We start from the raw sequence: 25,138 nt of genomic DNA, 5'->3' as shown, positions 1-25,138 counted from the left end.
ATCGAACATTTGTTCGATAGACTCTCGAGGTGGGTTGGCACAACGGTCCGCCGAGCTGGTCGGAGATGGAGCGCGTCCTCAATGGCAGGTTGCGTCGGCCCGCCGACGATGGCAGGTTGGGTCGGCCCGCCGACGATGGCAGGTCGGGTCGGCCCGCCGAGCACCCGGGCGACGGCGGGGACAGCCCGGCCTGGTCGCGCGAGCGGGGACGGTACCGGCCCCCGGACCTCGACCGGCCGGCGCCGGCCGCCGAATCGACGCCCTACGCCGAACTGCACGCTCACTCGGCCTACAGCTTTCTCGACGGGGCGAGCACCCCGGAGGAACTCGTGGAGGAGGCTGCCCGGCTGGGGCTGCGGGCCATCGCGCTGACCGATCACGACGGGCTCTACGGGGTGGTGCGGTTCGCCGAGGCGGCCAGGGAACTCGACATGGCCACGGTGTTCGGCGCCGAGTTGTCGCTGGGCGGCGGCAGCCGCACCGACCAACCAGACCCGCCCGGGCCGCATCTGCTGGTGCTCGCCCGCGGGCCGGAGGGCTATCGTCGGTTGTCCCGGCAGCTGGCCGCCGCCCATCTGGCCGGTGGCGAGAAGGGCGTGCTGCGCTACGACTACGACGCCTTGACGGAAGCTGCGGGCGGACACTGGCACATCCTCACCGGCTGCCGCAAAGGCCATGTCCGTCAGGCTCTTTCCTCCGGCGGGCCGGATGCGGCCGCGGCGGCGCTGGCCGATCTGGTGGAGCGGTTCGGCCGCGACCGGGTCAGCGTGGAGCTCACCGACCACGGTCATCCGCTCGACGACGAACGCAACGCCGCGCTGGCCGCACTGGCGGCCCGGTTCGGGCTGGACGTCGTCGCCACCACCGCCGCCCACTTCGCCGCACCGGCCCGGGGGCGGCTGGCGATGGCGATGGGGGCGATCCGGGCCAGGAACTCGATCGATGACGCTGCGGGTTACCTTGCGCCGCTGGGTGGTTCACATCTGCGATCGGGTGAGGAGATGGCGCGGGTCTTCTCGGCGCACCCCGAGGCGGTGAGCGCGGCGGCCGAACTCGGTGAACAGTGCGCTTTCGGTCTGGCGCTCATCGCGCCACGGTTACCGCCGTTCGAGGTGCCCGACGGGCACACCGAGATCAGCTGGCTCCGGCACCTGGTCGCCGACGGCGCCAGGGAGCGTTACGGCCCGCCGGATCGGGCACCGCAGGCGTATGCCCAGATCGAGCACGAGCTGGCGATCATCGAGGAGTTGGGGTTCCCGGGTTATTTCCTGGTGGTACACGACATCACCCGGTTCTGCCGGCTCAACGACATCCTGGCCCAGGGCCGGGGCTCGGCGGCCAACTCCGCGGTCTGCTACGCGCTGAAGGTCACCAACGTCGACCCGGTGGCCAACGAGCTGCTGTTCGAACGGTTCCTCTCGCCTGCGCGGGACGGCCCGCCCGACATCGACGTCGATATCGAATCGGACCTGCGGGAGCAGGCGATCCAGTACGTCTACCAACGCTACGGCCGCGAGTACGCCGCGCAGGTGGCCAACGTGATCACCTACCGCGGGCGCAGCTCGGTGCGCGACATGGCCCGGGCCCTGGGGTTCTCCCAGGGGCAGCAGGATGCCTGGAGCAAGCAGATCAGCCGGTGGAACGGTCTGGCCGACTCGCCCGATCTCGAGGGTATCCCCGATCAGGTGGTGGATCTGGCCATGCAGATCGCCGACCTGCCCAGGCACATGGGCATCCACTCCGGAGGCATGGTGATCTGCGACCGCCCGATCGCCGACGTATGCCCGGTCGAATGGGCGCGGATGGAGAACCGCAGCGTGCTGCAGTGGGACAAGGACGACTGCGCGGCAATCGGTTTGGTGAAGTTCGACATGCTGGGGCTGGGGATGCTCTCGGCGCTGCACTACGCCATCGATCTGGTCGCCGAGCACAAGGGCATCCACGTGGACCTGGCCAGGCTCGATCTGTCCGAGCCCGCCGTGTACGAGATGCTGCAGCGCGCCGACTCCGTCGGGGTCTTCCAGGTCGAGTCGCGGGCCCAGATGGCCACGCTGCCCAGGCTGAAGCCGCGGGTGTTCTACGACCTGGTGGTCGAGGTCGCGCTGATCCGGCCCGGGCCGATCCAGGGTGGCTCGGTGCACCCGTACATCAAGCGCCGCAACGGCCAGGAGGCGGTCACCTACGATCACCCGTCGATGGTGGCGGCACTGCGAAAGACATTGGGAGTTCCGCTTTTCCAGGAACAGCTCATGCAACTGGCGGTCGACTGCGCCGGGTTCTCCGCCGCCGAGGCCGACCAGTTGCGCCGTGCGATGGGGTCGAAACGGTCCACGGAGAGGATGCGCAGGCTGCGTGGACGGTTCTTCGAGGGGATGCGCGAACTGCACGGCGTCACCGGCGAGGTGGCCGAACGGATCTACGAGAAGTTGGAGGCGTTCGCCAATTTCGGTTTCCCGGAGAGTCATTCGTTGTCGTTCGCATCGTTGGTGTTCTATTCGTCGTGGTTCAAGCTGCACCACCCCGCGGCGTTCTGCGCCGCGCTGTTGCGGGCGCAGCCGATGGGTTTCTACTCGCCGCAGTCGCTGGTCGCCGATGCGCGCAGGCACGGCGTCGTTGTGCGGGGCCCGGATGTCAATGCCAGCCTGTCCTACGCCACGCTGGAGGACCACGGTCTGCAGGTGCGGCTGGGACTCGGCAGCGTCCGCCACATCGGCGACGAGCTGGCCGGGCGTCTGGTCGAGGAGCGGAAGGCCCACGGGCCCTTCGATTCCCTGCTGGATCTGACCGGGCGGGTGCAGCTGTCGGTGCCGCAGACCGAGGCGCTGGCCACCGCCGGGGCGCTGGGCTGTTTCGGCATCGAGCGGCGGGAAGGACTGTGGGCCGCAGGTGCGGCGGCGGCCGAGCGGCCGGACCGGTTGCCGGGGGTCGGATCGGCCTCGCATGTCCCGTCGCTGCCCGGCATGACCGAGCTGGAGCTGGCGGCCGCCGATGTGTGGGCGACCGGCATCTCGCCGGACAGCTACCCGACCCAGTTCCTGCGCGAGGACCTCGATGCGCTGGGGGTGGTTCCCGCCGACCGGTTGTTGAGCCTGCCCGACGGCACCCGGGTCCTGGTGGCGGGGGCGGTCACCCACCGGCAGCGGCCCGCCACGGCGCAGGGGGTGACCTTCATGAACCTCGAAGACGAGACCGGGATGGTCAACGTGCTGTGCTCGCCGGGGGTGTGGTCGCGGCACCGCCGGCTGGCGCAGACGGCCCCGGCGCTGGTGATCCGGGGCATCGTGCAGAACGCGACCGGAGCGGTGACGGTGATCGCCGACCGGATGGGTCCGCTGAGCATGCGGGTGCCCTCGAAGTCCCGCGACTTCCGCTGACCGCCTCGCGAGCGAGCCGGGGGCATCTCCCGTCCGCGAGCGAGCGTGTCTGTACACCTCCGCGCGGAGTGTCGCGTGCATTTGCGCACGCTCACCGCCCGCGACCGCGACGGTAGTTTGACGGGATGGCCTCCTCGACGCTGAACCTGTCCGCCGACGACGTCCTCACGACCACCCGGTCGGTGCGCAAGCGGCTGGATCTGGACCGGCCCGTGCCGCGCGAGGTGCTGATGGAATGCCTCGAGATAGCACTGCAGGCACCCACCGGATCCAACAACCAGGGCTGGCAGTGGGTGTTCGTCGAGGACCCGGACGAGAAGAAGGCCCTCGCCGACATCTACCGGAGGAACGCCACCCCCTATCTGGCGGCGCCCAAGCCCACCACCGGCGACATCCGGGACGACCAGCGCCCGCGGGTGACCGACTCCGCGATGTACCTCAACGAGCACCTCCACGAGGTTCCGGTGATGCTGATCCCGTGCCTGCAGGGCAAGCCCGACGACACCCCGTCCGGTAAGAGCGCGGGATTCTGGGGGTCGCTGCTGCCGGCCGCGTGGAGTTTCATGCTGGCTTTGCGATCGCGTGGCCTCGGCTCGGCGTGGACGACGCTGCACCTGCTCGGCGACGGTGAGCAGCGCGCGGCCGAGTTGCTCGGCATTCCCTACGACGACTACAGCCAGGCCGGTCTGTTCCCGATCGCCTACACCAGGGGCACCGACTTCCGGCCGGCCAAGCGGTTGCCCGCCGAGCAGTTGACGCACTGGGACCGCTGGTGATCGAGACGGCGGCTCACTGCGCGCCGGAGAAGCCCTGCTGGCGCCAGGCCTCGTAGACCGCGACGGCGGCGGCGTTGGACAGGTTCAGCGAACGCCGTCCACTGAGCATCGGGATGCGCACCTGAGCGGTGATGTTCGGATCGGCCAGCGTTCGTTCGTCCAACCCGGTGGGTTCCGGGCCGAACATCAGCACATCGCCGGGCCGGTAGGCGATGTCGGCGAACGACGCTGTGGCGTGCGCGGTGAAGGCGAAGACCCGTGCCGGCAGCACCGTCGCCCAGGCGGCGGCCAGGTCCGGGTGCACCGTCACCGACGCCAGGTCGTGATAGTCCAGCCCGGCGCGACGCAGCTTGGGTTCGGACAGGTCGAAGCCGAGCGGCTCGACCAGGTGCAGCTCGCACCCCGAGCCGGCGACCATGCGGATCGCATTGCCGGTGTTCGGCGCTATCCGCGGTGAGTAAAACAGCACCCGAAACAATGCATCCGCCTCAAATGGGATGTGGGAACGAAAAGCCCATTCTGCCGAATCCCGTGCGCTGTGCCAGTCTGCCGTGGCAACGATCAGCACCCGCCGGGGCGGCCTGCCGCCAGCCCATTCAGGCCGGTGCGCCCCGCGAACGGTGCCCGAGCTCCACGGCGACCTGATCGCCCATCGCCTCGCGCGCGGTCTGCTCCTGGGGCCGCAGCTCGGCAAACTTCGCGCGCGCCTCGGTGTCGCCGCCGGCCGGGACATCTGCGCCCAGTGCCCGACCCTCTCGGCGACGTCTAGCAGGTCGACGTAGGCGTTCTCCAGCCGCTGTTGCCGGCGGGCCTCCCGGGCCAGTTGCCGTCGTGCGTCAGGCCCGGCCGGCGGTCAGCCGCGTCCCCATGATGCGCGCCACGCCGACCGCGGCCGTCGCAACGTGCGGCACCCGCTCCCATGCCGTGTCCAGCATGATTCCGGCCCCCGGTCGCCGCCCCCGGTCGCCTTCGCGACAGTGTTTGCCGGCGTTGTCGACGCCGGCCGGTTGGCGGGTTCGCGGGCCCACACCGTTCGGTGTGACCTGTGGAAACCGGGTGATGGGACTGGCATACTCGTCCAATTGCCAGGCACGCATGCCCGCCGCAGTGGAGGCGCCATCAGCAGGAAAGCTCAATGAACGACGCCCGATCAACCGCCCGTGCGCGCTGCGCCGACCGGGGAAACAGCCGATGAAGCACAACAAACGGCCTGCGCGCCTGGCGCTGTCCAACTGGCCGGTGCGCCTGAAAGTCCTTGCGATCGTCGCGGTCCCGCTCGTGCTGGCCTGTGTGTTCGGTGGGCTGCGGATTTACAGCAGCGCCACCGAGGCTGCGGATCTGCGGCAGGCTGCCGAGCGCGCCCAGATGGTGCCGGCGGTCGCCGATTACATGGGCGCGCTCGAGGACGCGATGGTCACCACCACCGAAGGCGGCGACGCTCGGAGCGCGTTGACGGCGCTCGGGTCCAGCCGATCGGTGCTGGAACAGCGGCTTGCCGACACCGATGTGGACGACAGCACCAGGCTGGCCACCAATACTTTGCTTGACTACGGGCAGGACCTGATCGACAAGATCACGGCCGACACGATCGACCTGCGCGGCCGGGTGATGACGTATGCGCCGTTGCTGATCACCGCCGAGACCGCGATCACCGGCCTGGTCGGCACCGACGATCAGGCCGTCCGGGAACAGGGTGAAGCGCTGTCGCGTGCGGTCGGCGCACGCGGCCAGATGGCGATGCAGCAGATGCTCGTCAATCGGGGCGGCGAACTCCCCGAACCGGTGCTGCGTTCGTCGATGGTCACGCTCGCGGGCACCGAACCGCAGACGGTGTCGGCGATCGGCGCTTTCCTCGGCGGCGCCACCGATCCGGCCGCCACGCTGCGCTCGCAGATGGTCAAACGCCTGTCGGTGCTGTCCGACCCGGCATCGGTGCTGGTCGGCAACCCCGACCTGCTGGCGTCTCAGCAGATCACCCGGGAGATCGCCGACGACGTGATCGCCCGGACCGCCCACTCGATCCCGGCGACCGTCGACCAGCAGGCCGGGGATGCCCGCTTCACCGCGCTGCGCGACGCAGCCCTCGTCGTCGCCGCGATCGTCATCGCGCTGCTGCTCGTCACGCTGGTCGCCCGCACGCTGGTCCGGCCGCTGCGCACGCTGCGTGACAGCGCGCTCAAGGTCGCCCACGAGGACCTGGCCCGCGAAGTCGAGCATGTCCGTACCGACGGCACGATCGTCCCGGTGCAGCCGGTTCCGGTGTACACCTCCGAGGAGGTCGGGCAGGTCGCGCACGCCGTCGACGAACTGCACGAGCGGGCCGTGCTGCTCGCCGGTGAACAGGCGCAGCTGCAGTTGCAGGTCACCGACATGTTCGAGACGTTGTCACGGCGCAACCGGTCGCTGGTGGACCAGCAGCTGTCGTTGATCGACAGGCTGGAGCGCAACGAAGAGGATCCCGACCGGCTGGAGAGCCTGTTCCGTCTCGATCACCTCGCCGCCCGGATGCGCCGCAACGGTTCGAACCTGCTCGTGCTGGCCGGCGCGCGCATCCCGCGCCAGCAGGCCGGGCCGGTGCCGTCGAGCGCGCTCGTCAACGCCGCGGCCTCCGAGGTGGAGGACTACACCCGCGTCGTTGCTGTCGACCTGCCCGGCAGCGCCGTCGCCGGCGCGGTCGCCGGCGACGTGGTGCACCTGCTGGCCGAGTTGTTGGACAACGCGCTGCAGTTCTCGCCGCCGACATCGGAGGTGCGGGTGTCGGCGGTGCACACCGGCAACGGCGGCCTGGTGCTCGAGGTCGCCGACACCGGTCTCGGCATGACCGAGTCCGACCTGCGGGTGGCCAACACCCGCCTGCAGTCCGGCGGCGAGGTCAACGCCTACACCGCGCGGCACATGGGGTTGTTCGTGGTGGGCCGGCTGGCCGCCCAGCACGGGCTGGTGGTGCGGATGCGCGCCACCGTCGCCGACCAACCCGGCTCGGGAATCACCGCCGGGGTGTACCTGCCCGCGGGTCTGCTCGTCAGCACCCCGGGCGGGGCGGGCCCGCAGGCCGCGGCGCCGGTACCGGCGCCCGCCGCCACACCGCCGTCGACCCCGCCGCCCGCCGGACGAATGGCACCGTCGCCGGTCGGTGAGCTGCTCCCGCAGCGGCGGCCGGGCGCCAGCGGTATGGGTGAGCCGGCCCAGCCCGTCGAATCTCCGGAATCGCCGGCGGGTTCCGGCGTCGCCGCATTCTTCGCCCCCAGGGCCGAGCCCGTTGCGGGTCCCGAATTGCCGGGCAACGCCCGGCATGCCCGGGCAGACTCCGCCGACCCGGACGACGCGATCTACCAGAAGATGCTCTCCGAATGGCTGGTCGATCCCCACGAGTTGTCCCGGAGCACCGACCTGGACTGGCAGTCGGTGTGGGATCACGGCTGGTCGGCCGCCGAGGCGGCCGAGAGTGCGCCGGTGCTCGATCACACCGCCGAGGGACTGCCGGTGCGCCAGCCGGGGGCGCGGCTGGTGCCCGGGCACGCGGAGGACCTCGCAGCCGGGGCCGGCGGTGGCGAGCGGCGCGTACCATCGGCCGTCGAGCCCGGCCCCGGCGCCCATGGGATGCCGGCACGGGATCCCGAAGCGGTGCGGTCCAGCATCGGCCGGCATTTCGGCGGCGTGCACGCCGCCCGGGCGAGGGCTCACGAAACCGGAGGTGCCGACGCCGAATGACGGAGCGGGATTCGCTCGACTGGCTGGTGTCCAGGTTCGCTCGCGAGGTTTCCGGGGTGTCCCACGCGGTCCTGGTGTCCGCCGATGGTCTGCTGATGGCGGCCAGCGAGCACATGCCAGGGGAGCGCGCCGATCAGCTCGCCGCGGTCACCTCCGGGCTGGCCAGCCTCGCCACGGGTGCGGCGCAACTGTTCGAGGGCGGATACGTGCTGCAGTCGGTGGTGGAGATGGAGAACGGTTACCTGCTGCTGATGCGTATCGGCGACGGGTCCAACCTCGCCACCCTGGCCACCCGCAACTGCGACATCGGTCAGATCGGCTACGAGATGGCGATCCTGGTGGAACGCGTGGGAGCCGTCGTCCAGGCCACGCGCCGTACCCCGCAGCACTCGTGAGCGGCGGATGGACCACCCCGCCGACAGCAGTGCCGCCGAGCCCAGCCTGGTCCGGCCCTACACGCTGACCTCCGGTCGCACCGATGCCGGGGTGCCGCTTGCGCTGGAGGCGCCGGTCGGGACGGTTCCGTCGCCGCACCCGCCGCGGTGGCCGGACAACGACGTCCGTGGCCAGATCCTGGCGCTGTGCGCCGACCGGCCGTCCGTCGCCGAGATCGCGGCGCATCTCTCACTGCCGCTCGGCGTGGCGCGGGTGTTGGTGGGGGACCTGGTGGTGCAGGGTTATGTGCGGGTGCACGCCACCCTGGGCGAGGCCTCCACGGCCGACGAACAACGGGAACTGATCGGAAGGACGCTGCGTGGCCTCAGAGCACTCTGATTCCGGGCGTGCGGCGTCGACCAAGATCGTCATCTCGGGCGGCTTCGGCGCCGGCAAGACGACCTTCGTCGGCGCGGTGTCGGAGATCGTGCCGCTGCGCACCGAGGCGCTGGTGACCAACGCCTCGGCCGGTGTCGACGGGCTGGAATCCACCCCGCAGAAGTCCACCACCACCGTGGCCATGGACTTCGGCCGCATCAGCCTCGGCGACGACCTGGTGCTGTACCTGTTCGGCACACCCGGTCAGCGGCGGTTCTGGTTCATGTGGGACGACCTGGTCCGCGGCGCGATCGGTGCGATCATCCTGGTCGACCCGCGCCGGCTGGCCGACAGTTTCGCCGCCGTCGACTTCTTCGAGGCGCGTGATCTGCCTTTCCTGGTGGCGGTCAACGAGTTCGACGATGCGCCGCGCTATCCGCTGCCCGCGGTGCGCAAGGCACTCGCACTGCCCGATCGTGTCCCGATGATCGCCGTGGACGCGCGCAGCCGCGAGTCGGCCAAGACCGCGCTGATCGCCATCGCCGAGTACGCACTGAGCAGGCTGTCGGCGGTGGGCGGCTGACCGGATGAACGACCGCGAGTCCGATCGCGAGTCCGACCGGGAGTTCGTCGGCCGGGACTACCGCGACGAGGACCTGAGCCGGCTGCGCACCGAGCGGGTGGTGTTCACCGAGTGCGACTTCTCCGGGGCGGACCTCGCCGAGTCCGAGCACGTCGGCTCGGCCTTCCGTAACTGCATGTTTCGGCGAACATCTCTGTGGCACAGCATATTTCGTCATTGCAGTTTCCTCGGTTCGACGTTCGTCGAGTGCCGGATGCGGCCCCTGACCCTGGTCGAGGTGGATTTCACGCTGGCCGTGCTGGGCGCGGCGGACCTGCGCGGGCTCGACCTGTCCGACTGCCGGCTGCGGGAGGCCGGACTGGTGGGCGCCGATCTTCGCGAGGCGGTGCTGGCGCGGGCCGACCTGACCGGCGCGCGGACCCAGGACGCCCGATTGGAGGGCGCCGATCTGCGCGGGGCACGCACCGACCCGACGTTGTGGACCACGGCGCGGCTGCGCGGCGCCAAGGTCGACGTCGAACAGGCGCTGGTTTTCGCCGCGGCGCACGGCCTGGACGTCCGGGGTGGCTAGCGACCGATCGCCCGGGCCACCATCTCGGCGACCACCCGGCAGTATTCGGGCGCGATCTCTACGTCGGTGTACAGGGCGTAGGTGTGCAGCGGGGACATCAGCATCTGGATGGCGATGAACACCTTGACGTTCGGACGCAGCTCGCCACGCTCGCCGGCATGGTCGAAGATGGATTCGAGCGTCGACAGCCGGGTGGCCCAGAACCGTGCCCGCGTCTCCTCGTCGACGGCCTGTGATCGGCTGTCCACCACCAGCATGCGCAGCAGCCGCCGTCCCATCGGGTCGTTGAGGAAGGCCGCCACCGACAGTGTCAGCACGGTCAGGTCGTCGAGCAGCGAGCCGGTATCGGGCACCGTGATCGTCGATTCGCTGTACTCGAGCAGCGCCTCGATGATCAGGTCCCGCTCGTTGGGCCACTGCTGCCGGAAGAAGTCCACACCCACCGAGCAGCGCTGCGCGGCACCCTCGACGCTGAACCGGTCCACGCCCCACTGCAGCAACTCGTCCAGCGCGGCCTTCCGCGCCGCGGCGCGCTGCGCCCCGTCGGCGTCGTCGGTGTCGGACGAGGCCATGGTGTCCTCCTGACCTCAGGCGGCCTTGAGCCTGATCCGCCACCGCACGAAGCTGACGTACACCACGCTGATCAGGGCCAGCATCGCCATGTCGAACAGCCAGGCCGCGGAGGTGTGCTCCCAGTGCCGGTCATCGGGCGTCAACGGGCCGGGCGCCAGCCTGATCAGATCGACCGTCGATGCCGACGCCGCGAAGCCCCACCGCGCCGGCGTCGCCCAGGACAGCTGGTCGAGCACGATGCGGTCGGTCACCGGGATCATGCCGCCGGAGAACACCAGCTGGCTCATGATCGCCACCACCAGCAGCGGCATGATCTGCTCGTTGGACCGGGCCAGCGCCGAGAGCGCCAGGCCGACCATGGCCGCGGCCACGCACGTCACCGCGATGTCGACGAACAACTCCACGCTGCGGTTGCCGATCACCGCGCCGCGGTCGACCGCGCCCGGACCCCAGCCCTTTCCCAGGATCGCGATCGTGGTCACGATCAACGACTGGATGATCGCGAACGCGGTGAAGACGAACACCTTGGCCATCAGATAGGCCGTCGTGGACAGGCCCACCGCCTGCTCGCGCCGGAAGATGGCACGTTCACCGATCAGCGCGCGGATGGTCAGCGCGGTCCCCATGAAGATGGCGCCGACGTTGAGCATCACCAGGATCTGGCCGGGTTCGTTCGGGGCGGCGCCACCCTGGGTGGCCGGCACCGGCACACCGAAGCCCACATCGCCGGGTACCGACAGGGACAGCACGCCCATGATGAACGGCAGCATCATCAGGAAGCCGAAGTAGCCGCGGTCGGACACCACCAACCGGATCTGGCGCCGCGCGATCGTCGACAGCTGGCGGCGCAGGCTGGTCCGGGTCGGTGTGCCGAGGTCGGACGGCGAGAGTGTGGCCGGCGCGGGGGGCGGCGGACCGTGCTGGGCCAGGTAGCGCTGTTGAGCGGCCTCCGGATCCCCGGCCACGTGGCTGAAGATGTCGGCCCAGTTGGTGGTGCCCATCGACGGCCCGATCTGGCCGGGCGGCCCGTAGAACGCGGTCTTGCCGCCGGGAGCCAGCAGCAGCACCTCGTCGCAGACGTCCAGGTAGGTCAGCGAGTGGGTGACGACGAGCACCACGCGGCCGGCGTCGGCGAGCTGGCGCAGCATCGTCATCACCTGCCGGTCCAGCGCGGGATCCAGGCCGGAGGTGGGTTCGTCGAGGATCAGCAGCGACGGCCCGGTCAGCAGCTCCAGCGCCACCGAGGCGCGCTTGCGCTGGCCGCCGGACAGCTTGTCCACCCGGGTGTCCGCGTGCTGGGTCATCTCGAGCTCTTCGAGGACCTGGGCCACGACCTGGGCCCGGTCCTCCTTCGTGGTGTCCGGGGGCAGCCGCAGCTCCGCGGCATACATCAGCGCCTGGTTCACGGTCAGCTGACCGTGCACCACATCGTCCTGCGGGACCATCCCGATCCGGGACCGCAGCGAGGCGTACTCGGCGTGGACGTTGTGGCCCTCGAAGCTGACGGTGCCGGTGGTCGGGTGGGTGTAGCCGGCCACCAGGCGCGCGAACGTCGACTTGCCCGCACCGGACGGGCCGATCACGGCGGTCAGCGTGCCGGGGCGCGCCGCGATCGAGATGTTGTCCAGCAGCGTCTTGTTGTTCTCGATGGTCCAGGTGACGCTGTGCACGTCCAGGCCGCCGGTGGCGGTGGCCGCGGCGGTCTCGGTGCGCCGGACCAGGGTGCCGCCGCGGAAGACCAGGTCTACGTTGCCGATCGTGACGGTGTCGCCCTCGCCGAGCACGGCGGTGTCCACCCGGGCGCCGTTGACGAAGGTGCCGTTGATGCTGCGGTTGTCGCGGATCTCGGCGGTGCCGTCGGTGGCCGGGATCAGCGTGGCGTGGTGACGCGAGGCCAGCACGTCGGGAATGACGATGTCGTTGTCGCCCGCGCGGCCGATCCGGATCGAACCCGCGGGGGCCTCCTGCGGCCGGCCCGGCCGCAGGATCTTGAGCATGCTCGTGGCCAGGTTTCCGTCGCCGGACCGCGGTGCGGCGGCCGGGCCCATCACCGTCACCGACTCCATCGCGGGGGAGGAGATGGGCTGGTGGGCGGAGATCGGCCTGGACGGCGGCGGCGGGGCCGGTGCCGGCGGTGGTGGTGGGGCCGGTGCCGGTGGTGGGGGTGGTGCCGGTGGCGGTGGGGCGCCGGGTGCGCCGGCATGCGGGCGCGGTCCGGTCTGGTAGGGCTGTGGGGGGAATGGCGGCTGGCTCACCGGTGGCGGTGGCTGGTTGGGCCAGGTGGTGCTGGGCCGCTGGGTCACCGGGATCGACGTGGTCGACGGGGGGCGGCCCGCAGCGCCCTGGTGGCGGCCGACCTCGAAGGCCAGCAGCGGCCCGTCCGGATTGCCGAGGTGGATCTGCATCCCGTCGGCCAGGTCGGCGGCCGGCACCCGGTGACCGTTGATGAACATGCCGTTGAGGCTGCCGTTGTCGATGGCGATCCATCGGCCCTGATCGAAACGCAGCACCAGGTGGGCACGCGAGATCAGCGGGTGGGCGATGCGCACGTCGGCGCGCAGGTCGCGGCCGACGACGACGTCGTTGCCCGGCGCGAAGGAGCGCGCGGAACCGTCATGGCGAACGGTGAGCGTAGGGGGTGCAGGTCGGCTCATCGCGAGCCATGCTATCGGTACCGGTCCGGGCGGAGGCCGTGCCACGGCGTCCGCGCGCCCACCGACCCGCCGCCGGGACCGCTCGGCCCCGCGGGACCGTCCCCGCACGATAGGCACCCGTCGGGCGCCCGGTCGGCCGCGCGGGGCTCCGCCGGGGTGCCGCGGGCGCGTCGCGCACCCCGCCCGCACCCCAGGCGGCGAGATCGGCTGCGAGGAAGTCGAATAGCGCCGTGTGACGGCAATCATGCTGTCGCGCGGGGCCTGACGGGATATTAGAGGGTGTTCGCTACTTTAGGGTGGAGCAATGCCGCGGCCCGCCCGATACACCGTCGATGTGTTGCTCGACGCCGCTGCCGACCTACTGGCCGCCGACGGGCCCGCCGCGGTCACGATGTCCGCGGTCGCGCGTGCCACCGGTGCGCCGAGTGGCTCGGTCTACCACCGGTTCCCGACGCGGTCGGCGTTGTGCGGCGAACTCTGGGTGCGCACCGAGGAGCAGTTCCAGCAGGGGCTGGTGGAGGCGCTGGCCAGCGCCGAGGAGCCCCAGCAGCGGTGCGTCGCCGGCGCGCTGCACGTCGTGACGTGGTGCCGGGAGAACCCGGTGGCGGCGCAGGTGCTGCTCGCCGGGCCGGACGCGCTGGACCTCGCTGACTGGCCCGAGCCGATCAGCCGCCGGCGGAAAAGCCTGCAGCGCAGGCTGAGAACGGCGCTCGCCGGGATCCCCGACGACGCCGGCCGGCGCAGCGCCGCATTGCTCGACGTGCCATACGCGGTCGTCCGGCGGCATCTGCGGGCAGGTCAGGCGATTCCGGCCGGCGCCGACGCCATCGTCGTCGACTGCGCCCGGGCGCTCATCCCGGCGAGCTGACCGGTGACCCCGTGACGACACAGTGGGTATGGCTGTAGATGGTGGCCATGCACTCGTTGCAGTGCGTGCACAGCGAACGGGTCGCCCCGTCGGCCTGGATCCGGTTGACCAGGTCGGGCTCGGCGAGCAGCGCGCGACCCATCGCGACGAAGTCGAAGCCCTCGGCCATCGCCAGGTCCATGGTCTCGCGGTTGGTGATGCCGCCGAGCAGGATCAGCGGCAGCGACAACTCGGCACGGAACAGTTTGGCGTCGCGCAGCAGGTAGGCCTCGCGGTACGGGTACTCGCGGAGGAACTTCTTGCCGGTCATCCGGATGCCCCAGCGCAGCGGCGGCTTGAAGGCCCCGGCGAACTCCTTGATCGGTGCCGTGCCGCGGAACAGGTACATCGGGTTGACCAGCGAGCTTCCCGCGGTGAGCTCGATGGCGTCCAGGCCGCCGTCCTCCTCGAGCCACTTCGCGGTCTGCAGCGCCTCCTCGGTGGAGATACCGCCGCGCACCCCGTCGGCCATGTTCAGCTTGGCGGTCACCGCGATCGGGTTGCCGGCCTTCCCGGCGGCCTTCTCGACGGCACGGCGCACCGCCCGCACCATGCCGCGGGCCACCTTCGCCCGGTTCTCCAGCGACCCGCCGAACTCGTCGGTGCGGCGGTTGATCAGCGGTGAGAGGAACGCGCTGGCGAAATAGTTGTGGCCCAGATGGACCTCGACGGCGTCGAACCCGGCGTCGATGGCGAAGCGGGCCGCCGCGGCGTGCGCCTCGATCACGTCGTCGATGTCGTCGCGGGTGGCCCTGCGGGCGAAGCGCATCGCCAACGGGTTGAAGAACCGGACCGGGGCCAGCGCGGTCGCCTTGTTGGACCGGGCGTTGGCCACCGGGCCGGCGTGGCCGATCTGCGCGCTGATCGCCGCGCCCTCGGCGTGGATAGCGTCGGTGAGCCGCCGCAGGCCCGGGATCGCCGCGGGCCGCCAGTAGATCTGCTTGCCCTCGGTGCGGCCGCCGGGGGAAACCGCCAGGTAGGCGACCGTCGTCATGCCGACCCCGCCCGCCGCGGGCAGCCGGTGGTAGGTGATCAGGTCGTCGGTGACCAGCGCCTCGGGCGTGGACGCCTCGAAGGTGGCGGCCTTGATGATGCGGTTGCGCAGCGTGACCGGGCCCAGCTTCGCTGCAGTGAACACATCATGTGGGACTGTCATGTCTGGAGCTTGCCACGCCTCCTGTCAGAATGGCTGCCGTGGGTGCGATCACTTTGGACGGCAAGGCAACGCGCGACGAGATCTTCGTCGACCTGACCGCGCGGGTCGCGGCACTGGCGGCGGCGGGCCGGACGCCCGGACTGGGTACCGTGCTGGTCGGCGACGACCCCGGGTCGCAGGCCTACGTGCGCGGCAAGCACGCCGACTGCGCGAAGGTCGGCATCAAGTCGATCCGCCGTGATCTGCCCGCCGACATCAGCCGGGCCGCGCTCGACGAGGTGCTCGACGAGCTCAACGCCAACCCGGAGTGCACCGGCTACATCGTGCAGTTGCCGCTGCCGCGGCACCTCGACGAGAACGCCGCGCTGGAGCGCGTCGACCCGGGCAAGGACGCCGACGGCCTGCACCCGATGAACCTGGGCCGGTTGGTGCTCAACGAGCCCGCCCCGCTGCCGTGCACGCCGCGCGGCATCGTGCACCTGCTGCGCCGGTATCAGGTCGAGATCGCCGGCGCGCACGTCGTGGTGATCGGCCGCGGGGTCACCGTGGGCCGCCCGCTGGGGCTGCTGCTGACCCGCCGCTCGGAGAACGCGACCGTCACGCTGTGCCACACCGGCACCCGGGATCTGCCCCAGCTCACCAGGCAGGCCGACATCGTCGTCGCCGCCGCCGGCGTGCCGCACATGGTGACCGCGGAGATGGTGCGTGAGGGCGCCGCCGTGGTCGATGTGGGGGTCAGCCGCGACGACGCCGGCAAGCTGGTCGGCGACGTGGCGCCCGACGTGTGGGACGTGGCCGGACACGTGTCCCCGAACCCGGGTGGTGTCGGACCGTTGACCAGGGCGTTTCTGCTGACCAACGTCGTCGAGCGCGTCGAGGCCGCCGCGGCCTCGTGACCGTCAGGGAGTTCACCCGCAAGATGGTGCGCCAGTGGCCGATTCTGCTGGTGGGCCTGTTCCTGGTCGCCGCGTTCGGGCTGGTGGCGCTGGGCTACTGGCGGCGCGGCGCGCTGATCATGGCCATCGGTGTCGGGGCCGCCTCGGCCCTGCGGCTGTCGCTGCCCGAGGAGCGGGTCGGGCTGCTGGCGGTGCGCACCCGCACGATCGACGTGCTCACGACGGCGTCGGTGAGCGCCGCGATGCTCTACATCGCCTGGACCATCGACCCGCTCGGGACCAGCTAGCCACACTGCCCGCGACTTGTCGCGCACCCGCGCTCGGCGCGACCGCGGGAGCACGCTCGGCGCGACCGCGGGAGCACGCTCGCGCGCGGCTAACCCAACGTGGCGCGGATGCAGACCGTCACGTAGGGCAGCGCCAGCCCCGAGGAGTTGGCCAACGCCGGGTGGGTCGCCAACAGGTCGCGCACCTGCTCCAGCGTGCGGGTGCGCACCCGCTCCGGGGAGGTGATGCAGTAGCTGCGCGAGGCCACCAGGTCGATCAGCGCCTGCGGGGTCAGGTAGCTGGTCCACTCCACCCGGTGGTGTTCGGGGTCGGCGAACGGCGACGGCAGGTCGACCGTCTGGCTGAACGGGTCGACCTCGTGGCCGATGATGCGGCCCAGGTCCTTGACCCACCCGAGCCGTTCGTCGCGGTTGTTCCACACCAGCCCGAGCCGGCCGCCGGGCCGCAGCACCCGGGCCACCTCCTCGACGGCGCGCACCGGGTCGAACCAGTGCCAGGCCTGGGCCACCAGCACCGCGTCCACGCTGTCGTCGGGCAGCGGGATCTCCTCGGCGGTGCCCAGCAGCGCCGGGGTGTCGGGCAGCGAGCCGCTGAGCAACTCGAGCATCTCCGGGATCGGGTCGACGGCGACGACGTCCAGGCCGCGCTCCACCAGCCGGGTGGTCAGCTTGCCGGTGCCGGCGCCGAGGTCCAGGACGTCGAGCACGCCGTCGGGCAGCAGCCAGTCGATCGCCTCCGGCGGATACGACGGGCGCCCGCGCTCGTAGGCCGCGGCCTCGGCTCCGAACGACCGCGACCGCTGTTCGGGGGTGCCGGTCACCGGGAGGCGAGGTCCAGCGTCCGGCGGATCAGCTTGCCGACGGCGTCGGTCTCCAGCAGGAAGCCGTCGTGGCCGTACTGGGAGTCCACCACGTCCAGGCCGTCGCAGCCGGGCAGCAGCTCGGCCAGCTCGGCCTGCAGTCGCAGCGGGTAGAGCCGGTCGGAGGTGATGCCGCCGACGATCGCGGGCACCGGGCAGGCGCGCAGCGCGGCCTCGACACCGCCGCGGCCGCGGCCGACGTCGTGGCTGGACAACGAGTCGGTGAGCGAGACGTAGGTGCCGGCGTCGAAGCGGGCCAGCAGCTTACGGCCCTGATGCTCCAGGTAGCTCTGAATCGCGTAGCGGCCGCCGATCGCCGGGTCCTCGCCGGTCTGGGCGTCGTTGGCGAACCGGTCGTCGAGCTCGTTCTCGCCGCGGTAGGTCAGGTGCGCGAACCGCCGGGCGATCTCCATACCCAGGTCCGGGGCGCGCCCGGTGTGGTAGTAGTCGCCGCCGCGCCAGTTCGGGTCGCATTGGATGGCCGCCACCTGGCTGCTCTGGGTACCGATCTGGTCGGCGGTGGCCCGGGCGCCGACCGCGAGCACCAGCGCGGCGCGCACGTTGAGCGGGTGCATCAGCATCCACTCCAGGGCCCTGGCCCCACCCATCGACCCGCCGATGACCGCGGCGATCTCGGTGATGCCGAGCCGGTCGAGCACCGCGACGTCGGCGGTCACCTGGTCACGGATCGACACCGCGGGGAAGCGTGAACCCCACGCCTTGCCGTCCGGCGCCGGCGAACTGGGGCCGGTGGAGCCGCGGCAGCCGCCGAGCACGTTCGTCGCGATCGCGCACCAGCGGCCGGTGTCGATCGGCGCCCCGGGCCCGGCCACGCCGTCCCACCAACCGGGGGTCGGGTGGTCGGGTCCGGCGGGGCCGGTGATGTGCGAGTCGCCGGTGAGCGCGTGTGCCACGAACACGACGTTGTCCCGGTTCGGCGACAGCTCTCCCCAGCGCTGCACCGCGATCGAGACGTCGTCGATGACGGCGCCGTTCTCGAGTTCGAGCCGGCCGATGTCGATGACGCCGATCTCGCCCTCGGGCGGCAGCGTCAAGCGATCGTCGGCCACCACGTCCACAATTGTCACGTCACAATCCTCAGAACGACACCACGGTCCGCGGGTCGGTGCGCTCGGCGGTACTGAAGGGTTTGGCCGCGGTGAAGCCCCGGTCGAGGTCGGCGATGATGTCGCCGATGCCCTCGATGCCGACCGCGAGCCGGACCAGGCCGGGGGTGACGCCGGTGGACAGCTGCTCCTCGGCGGACAGCTGCTGATGCGTCGTCGACGCCGGATGGATCACCAGTGAGCGCACGTCGCCGATGTTGGCCACGTGGCTGTGCAGTGTCAGCGCGTTGACGAACGCCTTGCCGGCCTCGATGCCGCCGGCCAGCTCGAAGGCCAGCACCGCGCCGGTTCCCTTGGGCGCCAGCTTCTTTCCCAGCTCGTACCACGGCGAGGTGGGCAGCCCCGCGTAGTTGACCGAGACCACGTCGGGATGTCCGGCCAGGTACTCGGCCACCTGCCCGGCGTTGGCCACGTGGCGCTCCATGCGCAGGCTCAGCGTCTCCAGGCCCTGCGCGATCAGGAACGCGTTGAACGGGGAGGCCGCCGCGCCGAGGTCGCGCAGCAGCTGCACCCGGGCCTTGAGCGCGAACGCCGGGGCGCCCAGCTCGGCGAACACCACGCCGTGGTAGCTGGGATCGGGGGTGGTGAAGCCCGGGAACCGGCCGTTGGTCCAGTCGAAGGTGCCGCCGTCGACGATCACCCCGGCGATCGCCGACCCGTGCCCGCCGAGGTACTTGGTCGCCGAGTGCACGACGATGTCGGCGCCGTGGCTCAGCGGCTGGACCAGCCACGGCGTGGCGACGGTGTTGTCCACGATCAGCGGGACCCCGACGTCATGGGCGACGGTGGCCACACCGGGGATGTCGAGGATGTCGTTCTGCGGGTTGGAGATGGTCTCGCCGAAGAACGCCTTGGTGTTCGGGCGCGCGGCGGCCCGCCACGATTCCAGGTCGTCGGGGTCGGCCACGAAGCTGACCTCGATGCCGATCTTGGGCAGCGTGTAGTGGAACAGGTTGTAGGTGCCGCCGTAGAGCCGCGGGGAGGACACGATGTGGTCCCCGGTGTTGGCCAGGTTGAGGATCGCGAGGTGCTCGGCGGCCTGGCCCGAGGCCAGGAACAGCGCGGCGACGCCGCCCTCGAGCGCGGCGATGCGCTGCTCGACGACGTCGGTCGTCGGGTTCATGATGCGGGTGTAGATGTTGCCCGGTTCGGCCAGCCCGAACAGCGCGGCCGCGTGTTCGGTGCTGTTGAACGTATAGCTGGTGGTCTGGTAGATCGGCAGGGCCCGCGCATTGGTGGCGATGTCGGGCGTCTGCCCGGCGTGGACCTGCTTGGTCTCGAACGCCCAGCCGCTGGTGGGGTCGGCGGGTTCGGTTTCGCTCATCGGTGTTTCCTCCGGGAAAAGCGGGGTCTGAACAGTGAGGGGATCGCGGTGCGCTACTGACAACAACAGCGCATCGGTGACCTCGCCATCAGGTTTCCCCGTCTACTCAGGGGCCCGTTTCACGGCGGACCCGCGCTTGCCGCGTAGCCGGTGTGGCTACTCAACCTGGTCATCACCCGGGGCACCCCACCGCGGTTGGAGGGTTGCCGGCCAGCAAGCCGGGGCTTGACGCTGGCACTCATGACCGAGTCGAAGCCTAGCGCACGGGGTTGCCACGGTGCCAGTGGGTCGTCCTGACCGGCCCGAACAGCAGCTCCCGGCGCGCGGGTGTGAAGCTACCTTCACGCTCGCGTCCGGGCGTGAAGATGACTTCACATTCGGTGCGGATTCCCGGGCTCGAGCCCGCCCGGGTTCCGGCTCAGCCGATCGCGCGATGCGGCGAGGAATGCTCGTCGACGAACCGGGCGATCAGGTCGGTGATCACGTCGGGCGCCTCCAGCATCGGGATGTGGCCGACGCCGTCGAGCTCCACCACCTGCGCGGTGTCGGGCATGTGGTGCAGGAAATAGCGGTGCCCGCGCGGGGCGGGGAACACCCTGTCCTTCTCGCACACCACCAGCTGGGTGGGGGCACCGAGGCCGGCCAGCTCCAGCAGGCCGGGCAGGCGCAACGTCTTGACCAGCAGTTGCAGGTAGGCGTGGCAGTGGGTGGCGTCCTCGACCAGCACCCGCAGGTCGGCGTCGTCCGGTCCGTCGGCGGGGCCGCTGACCGGCAGCGTGGCCAGCCGGCGGGCGAACGGCAGGTCCAGGATGCGCGGGCCGAGCAGGCGCGCGGCGATCAGTGCCGGCCCGCCCAGCACGAACTTCAGCACGGTCTCGTACTTGGCCGGCGAGTGCTGCGACCAGCCGCCCGCCGGGGCGATCGCGGTCAGCGTGCGGGCCCGGCCGCGCCGCTCCAGCTCGAAGGCGACCCAGCCGCCCAGCGAGTTGCCGACGATGTGGGCGGTCTGCCAGCCCAGCTCGTCGAGCCGGCGTTCGACGTCGTCGACCAGCATCTGGGTGTGCAGCAGCCAGGACGGTGACCGGTGCCCGCCGTGGTGACCCAGCATGGTCGGGGCGAACACCTCGAAGCGGCCGGCGCCGGCAAGCCGGGCGGCCACCCCGGTCCAGACGTTCTGGGAGCACAGGAACGGATGCAACAGCAGGATCGGCTCGCCCGATCCGAGGTGTATCGGCTCTCGTGGTGCCATGAACCCGACACTAAGGTGGTACCGGCGGTATCGCAAACCAATGCGGTACCGCCGGTATCGCGCACATCCCCGCTAAAGTCGTGGACCGTGATCGTCAGCACCATCAACGTCAACGGCATCCGCGCCGCGGTCAAACAGCGTTCGACGGAGAACCTCGGCCTGCTTCCCTGGCTGAAGGAGACCGACGCCGACGTGGTGTGCCTGCAGGAGACTCGTGCCGACGACGAGCAGCTGGCCGACGCGCTGGCGCCCGCGCTGGCCGACGGCTGGCACCTGGCGTCCGCGACCCCGCACGTCAAGGGCCGCAACGGCGTGGCGGTGCTGTCGCGCACCGAGTTCGACGACATCCGGATCGGTTGCGGGGCAGCGGAGTTCGCCACGCACGGCCGTTACCTCGAGGTAGACACCGCGGGGGTGACGGTGGCCAGCGTGTACTTCCCGACCGGTGAGGCCGAGACCGACCGGCAGCTGGAGAAGGAACGCTTCATGGCGGCCGTCGCCGACCGGATGGCGGTGCTGCTGACCGGGCCCCTTGAGGCGGTGCTGTGCGGCGACTGGAACATCGCCCACACCGAGAACGACATCAAGAACTGGCGGGGCAACGTCAAGAGGGCGGGATTTCTGCCGCAGGAACGCCAGTGGCTCACCGATCTGCTGGACACCGGCTGGGTGGACGTGGTGCGGCAGGTCCATCCCGGTGTCGCGGGCCCGTACGCCTGGTGGTCGTGGCGCGGCAAGGCGTTCGACAACGATGCCGGCTGGCGCATCGACTACCAGCTGGCCTCGCCCGGCCTGGCGGCCCGGGTCGGCGCCGCGCGCACCGAGCGACCCGCCGCCTACGCGCTGCGCTGGTCCGACCACGCCCCAGTGACCGTCCACTACCAGTGATTTCGGTGTAGTCCGTCACGCCTGCCGTGACGGACTACACCGAAATCACCGCATGGGAGAATGAGCCCCACCATGAGCAACACAGCCAAGCCGGTCGTCTTCTCCGGTGTGCAACCGACCTCGGACTCCCTGCATCTGGGCAACGCCCTCGGGGCGGTCAGCCAGTGGGTCGCCCTGCAGGACGACAACGACGCCTACTTCTGCGTCGTGGACCTGCATGCCATCACGATCCCGCAGGATCCGGCGGTGCTGCACCGGCGCACACTGGTGACGGCCGCGCAATACCTGGCGCTGGGCGTCGATCCCGCGCGAGCCACCGTCTTCGTCCAGAGCCATGTGCCCACTCACGCCGAATTAGCTTGGGTGCTGGGCTGTTTCACCGGTTTCGGCCAGGCCTCGCGAATGACGCAGTTCAAGGACAAGTCGCAGAAGCAGGGCAGCGATTCCACCACCGTCGGGTTGTTCACCTACCCGGTGCTGCAGGCCGCCGACGTGTTGCTCTACGACACCGACCTGGTGCCCGTCGGCGAGGATCAGCGCCAGCACCTGGAGTTGGCCCGCGACGTCGCGCAGCGGTTCAACGCCCGGTTCCCGGACACGTTCGTGGTGCCCGATGTGATGATCCCGAAGGCCACCGCCAAGATCTACGATCTGGCCGACCCGACCGCCAAGATGAGCAAGTCCGCCGCCACCGACGCGGGTCTGATCGGCCTGCTCGACGACCCGGCGCGGACGGCGAAGAAGATCCGCTCCGCGGTCACCGACAGCGAGCGTGAGATCCGCTTCGATCCCGACGCCAAGCCGGGGGTGTCCAACCTGCTGACCATCCAGTCGGCGGTCACCGGCGCCGACGTCGACAAGCTGGTCGAGGGCTACGCGGGACGTGGATACGGCGACCTGAAGAAGGAGACCGCCGAGGCGGTGGTCGAGTTCGTCACGCCCATCAAGAGCCGGGTCGACGAATTGCTCGACGATCCGGCCGAATTGGAGAGCGTGCTGGCTCAGGGGGCGCAGCGGGCACGTGAGGTGTCTGGACTGACGTTGCGCCGGGTATACGACCGGCTAGGGTTTCTTGCACCGCCGTCGCCGGGAACGACTTAGCAGACACGGGGGATCGGATGACCGCTCCACCAGCGAGCGATTCCGACGACAAGCCGGGCATCCTGGCCCGGTTGCGGGCCCGGCTGCCGTGGCTGGACCACGTGATCCGTGCCCAGCAGCGGTACAACACCTGCAAGGGCGACTTCTACGCGGCCGGGATCACCTACTTCACGATCTTCGCGCTGTTTCCGCTGCTGATGGTCGGGTTCGCCATCGGCGGCTTCGTACTGGCCAGCCAGCCTGAGCTGCTCGACGAGATCCATCGCCGCATCAGCGAGACCATCAGCGGTGATCTCGGCAAGCAGGTCATCGAGTTGATGGATTCGGCGATCCAGTCGCGCACCTCGGTCGGCATCATCGGCCTGGCGACCGCGGCCTGGGCCGGTCTGGGCTGGATGAACAATCTGCGCGAGGCGCTCAGCCAGATGTGGGGCAGGTACCGCGACGAGAAGCCGGGCTTCCTCAAGACCAAGCTGTCGGATCTGCTGGCGTTGCTGTCGGTGTTTGTCGTGATGGTCGTCACCGTCGCGCTGACGGCACTGGGCAACACGTCGGTGATGGAGGGCGTGCTGCACTGGTTGGGATTCGGCGATACCAGCGGGCTGACGCATCTGCTCCAGGTCGCCTCGATCGTGGTCTCGCTGCTGGTCTCGTGGCTGCTGTTCACCTACATCATCGCGCGCCTGCCGCGCGAGTCGGTGAGCTTGCGCAGCAGCATGCAGGCGGCGGTGATCGCGGCGGTCGGCTTCGAGATCTTCAAGACGGTCGGGTCGATCTACCTGCAGCGGGTGGTCAGCGGACCCGCGGGTGCGACGTTCGGCCCGGTGCTGGGCCTGATGGTGTTCGCCTACATCACGTCGCGACTGGTGCTGTTCGCCACCGCGTGGGCGGCGACGACGCCGGAGAACATGGGCGAGGAAATCCTCCCGGCGCCGGGACCGGCCGTCATCAGAAACCGGATCATCACCCGGCCCGGACTCGGGCCGGCGCAGGCCTTGGTGGCCGTCACGGTGGGAGCCCTTGGGGCGCTGGTGCTTTCGCGCCGGCGTGGGCGCTGATCCGGGTCAGTGCTGGGGGCGGCGGTTCATCGCCCGCGCACCCATGATCAGGGCGAACACGACGATCGCGCCGATCACGCCGACGCCGACGCGCACCGGCATCGCGTCGACGTCGGGGAGTACCGCGTTGGCGGTCGTGGTGGTTGCCGCTGCGGCGGCGTCGGGTTCGGGGGCGACGAGCGAGGGGTCCGGTTCGATCAGCGTGCCCACCTTGGTGCCGGGCGCGGTGGCGAAGCCGTAGTCCAGCAGATGGGCCGCCTGCTCCCAGGGGGCGATCGGCTGGCGGGTGCCCTTCAGCAGCACCGCCACCAGGCGGCGGCCGTCGCGTTCGGCGGCGCCGACGAACGTCTGGCCGGCGTCGTCGGTGTAGCCGGTCTTTCCGCCCAGGGCCCCGGGGTAGTTGTAGAGCAGCTTGTTGTCGTTCTCCACCGGATACCCGGAGTCGCCCCGGCCGGGGAAGGGGAACGACTGTGTGGAGACGATGTCGGCGAAGACGGGGTTCTGCCACGCATAGCGGTAGAACAGCCCGAGGTCATAGGCGGAGGTGCTCATGCCGGGACCGTCCAGTCCGGACGGGGTGGCCGCCCGGGTGTCGCGCCCGCCCAGCTTGTTGGCCAGCACGTTGATCTTGCCCAGCGCGGCGTCCATGCCGCCGAGCTGCATGGCCAGCGCGTGTGCCGCGTCGTTGCCGGACTCCATGAGCAGCCCGTGCAGCAGGTCGTTGATGGAGTAGAAGCCGCCCTCGCCGACACCGACCTTGCTGCCCTCGGAGGCGGCGTCGTCGGCGGTGCCGGGGACGACTTTGTGCAGCGGCAGGTCCCTGATCGACTGCATGGCGACCAGCACCTTGATGATGCTGGCCGGGCGGTGCCTGCCGTGCGGATCGCGCGCGGCGATGATGTCGCCGGTGTCGAGGTCGGCGACCAGCCAGGCCTCCGCGGAGACGTCGCCGGGGACCGGCGGGGTTCCGGGGGCGGTGATGATGCCGCACCCCGACAGCGCGTCGCCGCCCAACGGCTTGGCGGGCACCGGCAGCGGGGCGGGTGGATCGCCGACCTCCGGGACCTCCGAGGAGTCGACCGCCGGCGGGGTCGTCACCCGGTACGGACACGTGTTGGCGTCCACCGCGGCGTCCGGCTCGGCCGCCGCCACCGGCGCCAGGCCCAGCATCAGCGCCGTGAGCAGCGCAGACACCCGAGCACAGTTGTTCCGTAAGGTCCCCATCGAGGCGAAGATTAGGCGATCCGGCCGTTCGGATCAGGGAGCCACGCGGTGACTGGTGTGGTCAGT

General features: G+C 70.5%; 22 protein-coding genes and 1 riboswitch. Of the genes, 13 read left to right on the top strand and 9 right to left on the bottom strand.

All coding sequences use genetic code 11. From position 1 onward, the window contains the following. Positions 1-29 precede the first annotated feature (29 nt). Together JDV09_RS13255 and JDV09_RS13250 are read left to right on the top strand one after the other, a co-directional pair. Positions 30-3,374, top strand: coding sequence for an error-prone DNA polymerase (locus tag JDV09_RS13255; protein WP_221369596.1), 3,345 nt, complete (start codon positions 30-32; stop codon positions 3,372-3,374). A gap of 125 nt (positions 3,375-3,499) precedes the next feature. Next, a complete protein-coding gene (locus JDV09_RS13250) occupies positions 3,500-4,150 on the top strand; it encodes a nitroreductase family protein (protein WP_221369595.1) in 651 nt (216 codons plus the stop codon). 13 nt (positions 4,151-4,163) lie between these two features. Here the strand turns inward: JDV09_RS13250 and JDV09_RS13245 are convergent, their stop codons facing one another. Beyond that, positions 4,164-4,628 carry a tRNA (cytidine(34)-2'-O)-methyltransferase gene (locus JDV09_RS13245; protein WP_221369594.1) on the bottom strand — a complete coding sequence of 155 codons (465 nt, stop codon included), beginning with the start codon at positions 4,626-4,628 and terminating at the stop codon, positions 4,164-4,166. Positions 4,629-5,341: 713 nt separating this feature from the next. On the opposite strand from JDV09_RS13245, the gene JDV09_RS13240 reads away from it, so the two are divergent. Genes JDV09_RS13240 through JDV09_RS13220 form a run of 5 tightly spaced genes read left to right on the top strand, consistent with a single transcriptional unit; the run spans position 5,342 to position 9,768 of the window. Next, positions 5,342-7,861 (top strand): HAMP domain-containing sensor histidine kinase, encoded by a 2,520-nt coding sequence (locus JDV09_RS13240; protein WP_221369593.1) that lies wholly within the window; start codon positions 5,342-5,344, stop codon positions 7,859-7,861. Then, positions 7,858-8,256, top strand: coding sequence for a serine protease inhibitor (locus JDV09_RS13235; protein WP_221369592.1), 399 nt, complete (start codon positions 7,858-7,860; stop codon positions 8,254-8,256). The genes JDV09_RS13240 and JDV09_RS13235 overlap by 4 nt, the downstream gene beginning before the upstream one ends. A gap of 7 nt (positions 8,257-8,263) precedes the next feature. Next, the gene (locus JDV09_RS13230) at positions 8,264-8,635 is read left to right on the top strand and encodes a DUF742 domain-containing protein (RefSeq protein ID WP_221369591.1); all 372 of its coding nucleotides are present in this window, start codon (positions 8,264-8,266) and stop codon (positions 8,633-8,635) included. Then, the gene (locus tag JDV09_RS13225) at positions 8,616-9,197 is read left to right on the top strand and encodes a GTP-binding protein (protein ID WP_221369590.1); all 582 of its coding nucleotides are present in this window, start codon (positions 8,616-8,618) and stop codon (positions 9,195-9,197) included. The genes JDV09_RS13230 and JDV09_RS13225 overlap by 20 nt, the downstream gene beginning before the upstream one ends. A 4-nt stretch (positions 9,198-9,201) precedes the next feature. Then, a complete protein-coding gene (locus JDV09_RS13220) occupies positions 9,202-9,768 on the top strand; it encodes a pentapeptide repeat-containing protein (RefSeq protein WP_221369589.1) in 567 nt (188 codons plus the stop codon). Here the strand turns inward: JDV09_RS13220 and JDV09_RS13215 are convergent. Together JDV09_RS13215 and JDV09_RS13210 are read right to left on the bottom strand one after the other, a co-directional pair. Continuing rightward, positions 9,765-10,340, bottom strand: a complete 576-nt coding sequence (locus JDV09_RS13215; protein WP_221369588.1) for a TetR-like C-terminal domain-containing protein — start codon at positions 10,338-10,340, stop codon at positions 9,765-9,767. The genes JDV09_RS13220 and JDV09_RS13215 overlap by 4 nt on opposite strands. 15 nt (positions 10,341-10,355) lie before the next feature. Continuing rightward, complete coding sequence (locus JDV09_RS13210) at positions 10,356-12,995, bottom strand: FHA domain-containing protein (RefSeq protein ID WP_221369587.1); 2,640 nt, start codon at positions 12,993-12,995, stop codon at positions 10,356-10,358. 304 nt (positions 12,996-13,299) lie between these two features. On the opposite strand from JDV09_RS13210, the gene JDV09_RS13205 reads away from it, so the two are divergent. Further along, positions 13,300-13,863: a TetR/AcrR family transcriptional regulator gene (locus JDV09_RS13205; protein ID WP_221369586.1), complete on the top strand. Its 564-nt coding sequence runs from the start codon at positions 13,300-13,302 to the stop codon at positions 13,861-13,863. Here the strand turns inward: JDV09_RS13205 and JDV09_RS13200 are convergent. Continuing rightward, the gene (locus tag JDV09_RS13200) at positions 13,847-15,058 is read right to left on the bottom strand and encodes an NADH:flavin oxidoreductase (RefSeq protein ID WP_221369585.1); all 1,212 of its coding nucleotides are present in this window, start codon (positions 15,056-15,058) and stop codon (positions 13,847-13,849) included. The genes JDV09_RS13205 and JDV09_RS13200 overlap by 17 nt on opposite strands. Before the next feature lie 38 nt (positions 15,059-15,096). Here JDV09_RS13200 and JDV09_RS13195 point away from each other — a divergent pair, with 38 nt between their 5' ends. Further along, positions 15,097-15,954 (top strand): bifunctional methylenetetrahydrofolate dehydrogenase/methenyltetrahydrofolate cyclohydrolase, encoded by an 858-nt coding sequence (locus JDV09_RS13195; RefSeq protein WP_221369584.1) that lies wholly within the window; start codon positions 15,097-15,099, stop codon positions 15,952-15,954. Further along, a complete protein-coding gene (locus JDV09_RS13190; protein WP_221369583.1) occupies positions 15,951-16,241 on the top strand; it encodes a DUF3017 domain-containing protein in 291 nt (96 codons plus the stop codon). Before JDV09_RS13195 ends, JDV09_RS13190 begins: the two co-directional genes overlap by 4 nt. 89 nt (positions 16,242-16,330) lie before the next feature. Here JDV09_RS13190 and JDV09_RS13185 read toward each other — a convergent pair whose 3' ends face one another. The 4 genes from JDV09_RS13185 to ephH form a co-directional block, all read right to left on the bottom strand. Further along, positions 16,331-17,062, bottom strand: coding sequence for a class I SAM-dependent methyltransferase (locus JDV09_RS13185; protein ID WP_221369582.1), 732 nt, complete (start codon positions 17,060-17,062; stop codon positions 16,331-16,333). Next, positions 17,059-18,189, bottom strand: a complete 1,131-nt coding sequence (gene metX, locus JDV09_RS13180) for a homoserine O-acetyltransferase MetX (protein WP_221369581.1) — start codon at positions 18,187-18,189, stop codon at positions 17,059-17,061. The genes JDV09_RS13185 and metX overlap by 4 nt, the downstream gene beginning before the upstream one ends. Positions 18,190-18,199: 10 nt before the next feature. Then, positions 18,200-19,552 (bottom strand): bifunctional o-acetylhomoserine/o-acetylserine sulfhydrylase, encoded by a 1,353-nt coding sequence (locus JDV09_RS13175; RefSeq protein WP_221369580.1) that lies wholly within the window; start codon positions 19,550-19,552, stop codon positions 18,200-18,202. 127 nt (positions 19,553-19,679) lie between these two features. Next, positions 19,680-19,798, bottom strand: a riboswitch (SAM riboswitch). Positions 19,799-19,970: 172 nt separating this feature from the next. Beyond that, entirely contained in the window at positions 19,971-20,801 is an 831-nt protein-coding gene (gene ephH / locus JDV09_RS13170) for an epoxide hydrolase EphH (RefSeq protein WP_221369579.1), read from the bottom strand. Positions 20,802-20,888: 87 nt separating this feature from the next. On the opposite strand from ephH, the gene JDV09_RS13165 reads away from it, so the two are divergent. From JDV09_RS13165 to yhjD, 3 genes are all read left to right on the top strand, one after another. Next, the gene (locus JDV09_RS13165) at positions 20,889-21,689 is read left to right on the top strand and encodes an exodeoxyribonuclease III (protein ID WP_221369578.1); all 801 of its coding nucleotides are present in this window, start codon (positions 20,889-20,891) and stop codon (positions 21,687-21,689) included. Between the two features lie 72 nt (positions 21,690-21,761). Further along, entirely contained in the window at positions 21,762-22,790 is a 1,029-nt protein-coding gene (gene trpS / locus JDV09_RS13160; RefSeq protein ID WP_221369577.1) for a tryptophan--tRNA ligase, read from the top strand. Between the two features lie 17 nt (positions 22,791-22,807). After that, the gene (yhjD, locus tag JDV09_RS13155) at positions 22,808-23,848 is read left to right on the top strand and encodes an inner membrane protein YhjD (RefSeq protein ID WP_221369576.1); all 1,041 of its coding nucleotides are present in this window, start codon (positions 22,808-22,810) and stop codon (positions 23,846-23,848) included. 6 nt (positions 23,849-23,854) lie between these two features. Here yhjD and JDV09_RS13150 read toward each other — a convergent pair whose 3' ends face one another. Then, positions 23,855-25,072, bottom strand: coding sequence for a D-alanyl-D-alanine carboxypeptidase family protein (locus JDV09_RS13150; RefSeq protein WP_221369575.1), 1,218 nt, complete (start codon positions 25,070-25,072; stop codon positions 23,855-23,857). Between the last annotated feature and the right edge of the window lie 66 nt (positions 25,073-25,138).

Origin of the sequence: Mycolicibacterium xanthum (assembly GCF_019710635.1) — a bacterium.
Taxonomy (GTDB): domain Bacteria; phylum Actinomycetota; class Actinomycetes; order Mycobacteriales; family Mycobacteriaceae; genus Mycobacterium; species Mycobacterium xanthum.
The sequence above is the reverse complement of the archived record's forward strand: the minus strand, read 5'-3'. Positions and strand labels throughout refer to the sequence as shown.

What these genes read in the sequence shown, in the direction of transcription:
- JDV09_RS13250 (WP_221369595.1), top strand. Translation starts at nt 3,500, where the DNA reads ATGGCCTCCTCGACGCTGAACCTGTCCGCCGACGACGTCCTCACGACC.
- JDV09_RS13240 (WP_221369593.1), top strand. Translation starts at nt 5,342, where the DNA reads ATGAAGCACAACAAACGGCCTGCGCGCCTGGCGCTGTCCAACTGGCCG.
- JDV09_RS13235 (WP_221369592.1), top strand. Translation starts at nt 7,858, where the DNA reads ATGACGGAGCGGGATTCGCTCGACTGGCTGGTGTCCAGGTTCGCTCGC.
- JDV09_RS13230 (WP_221369591.1), top strand. Translation starts at nt 8,264, where the DNA reads ATGGACCACCCCGCCGACAGCAGTGCCGCCGAGCCCAGCCTGGTCCGG.
- JDV09_RS13220 (WP_221369589.1), top strand. Translation starts at nt 9,202, where the DNA reads ATGAACGACCGCGAGTCCGATCGCGAGTCCGACCGGGAGTTCGTCGGC.
- JDV09_RS13215 (WP_221369588.1), bottom strand. Translation starts at nt 10,340, where the DNA reads ATGGCCTCGTCCGACACCGACGACGCCGACGGGGCGCAGCGCGCCGCG.
- JDV09_RS13210 (WP_221369587.1), bottom strand. Translation starts at nt 12,995, where the DNA reads ATGAGCCGACCTGCACCCCCTACGCTCACCGTTCGCCATGACGGTTCC.
- JDV09_RS13205 (WP_221369586.1), top strand. Translation starts at nt 13,300, where the DNA reads ATGCCGCGGCCCGCCCGATACACCGTCGATGTGTTGCTCGACGCCGCT.
- JDV09_RS13200 (WP_221369585.1), bottom strand. Translation starts at nt 15,058, where the DNA reads ATGACAGTCCCACATGATGTGTTCACTGCAGCGAAGCTGGGCCCGGTC.
- JDV09_RS13175 (WP_221369580.1), bottom strand. Translation starts at nt 19,552, where the DNA reads ATGAGCGAAACCGAACCCGCCGACCCCACCAGCGGCTGGGCGTTCGAG.
- ephH (WP_221369579.1), bottom strand. Translation starts at nt 20,801, where the DNA reads ATGGCACCACGAGAGCCGATACACCTCGGATCGGGCGAGCCGATCCTG.
- trpS (WP_221369577.1), top strand. Translation starts at nt 21,762, where the DNA reads ATGAGCAACACAGCCAAGCCGGTCGTCTTCTCCGGTGTGCAACCGACC.
- yhjD (WP_221369576.1), top strand. Translation starts at nt 22,808, where the DNA reads ATGACCGCTCCACCAGCGAGCGATTCCGACGACAAGCCGGGCATCCTG.
- JDV09_RS13150 (WP_221369575.1), bottom strand. Translation starts at nt 25,072, where the DNA reads ATGGGGACCTTACGGAACAACTGTGCTCGGGTGTCTGCGCTGCTCACG.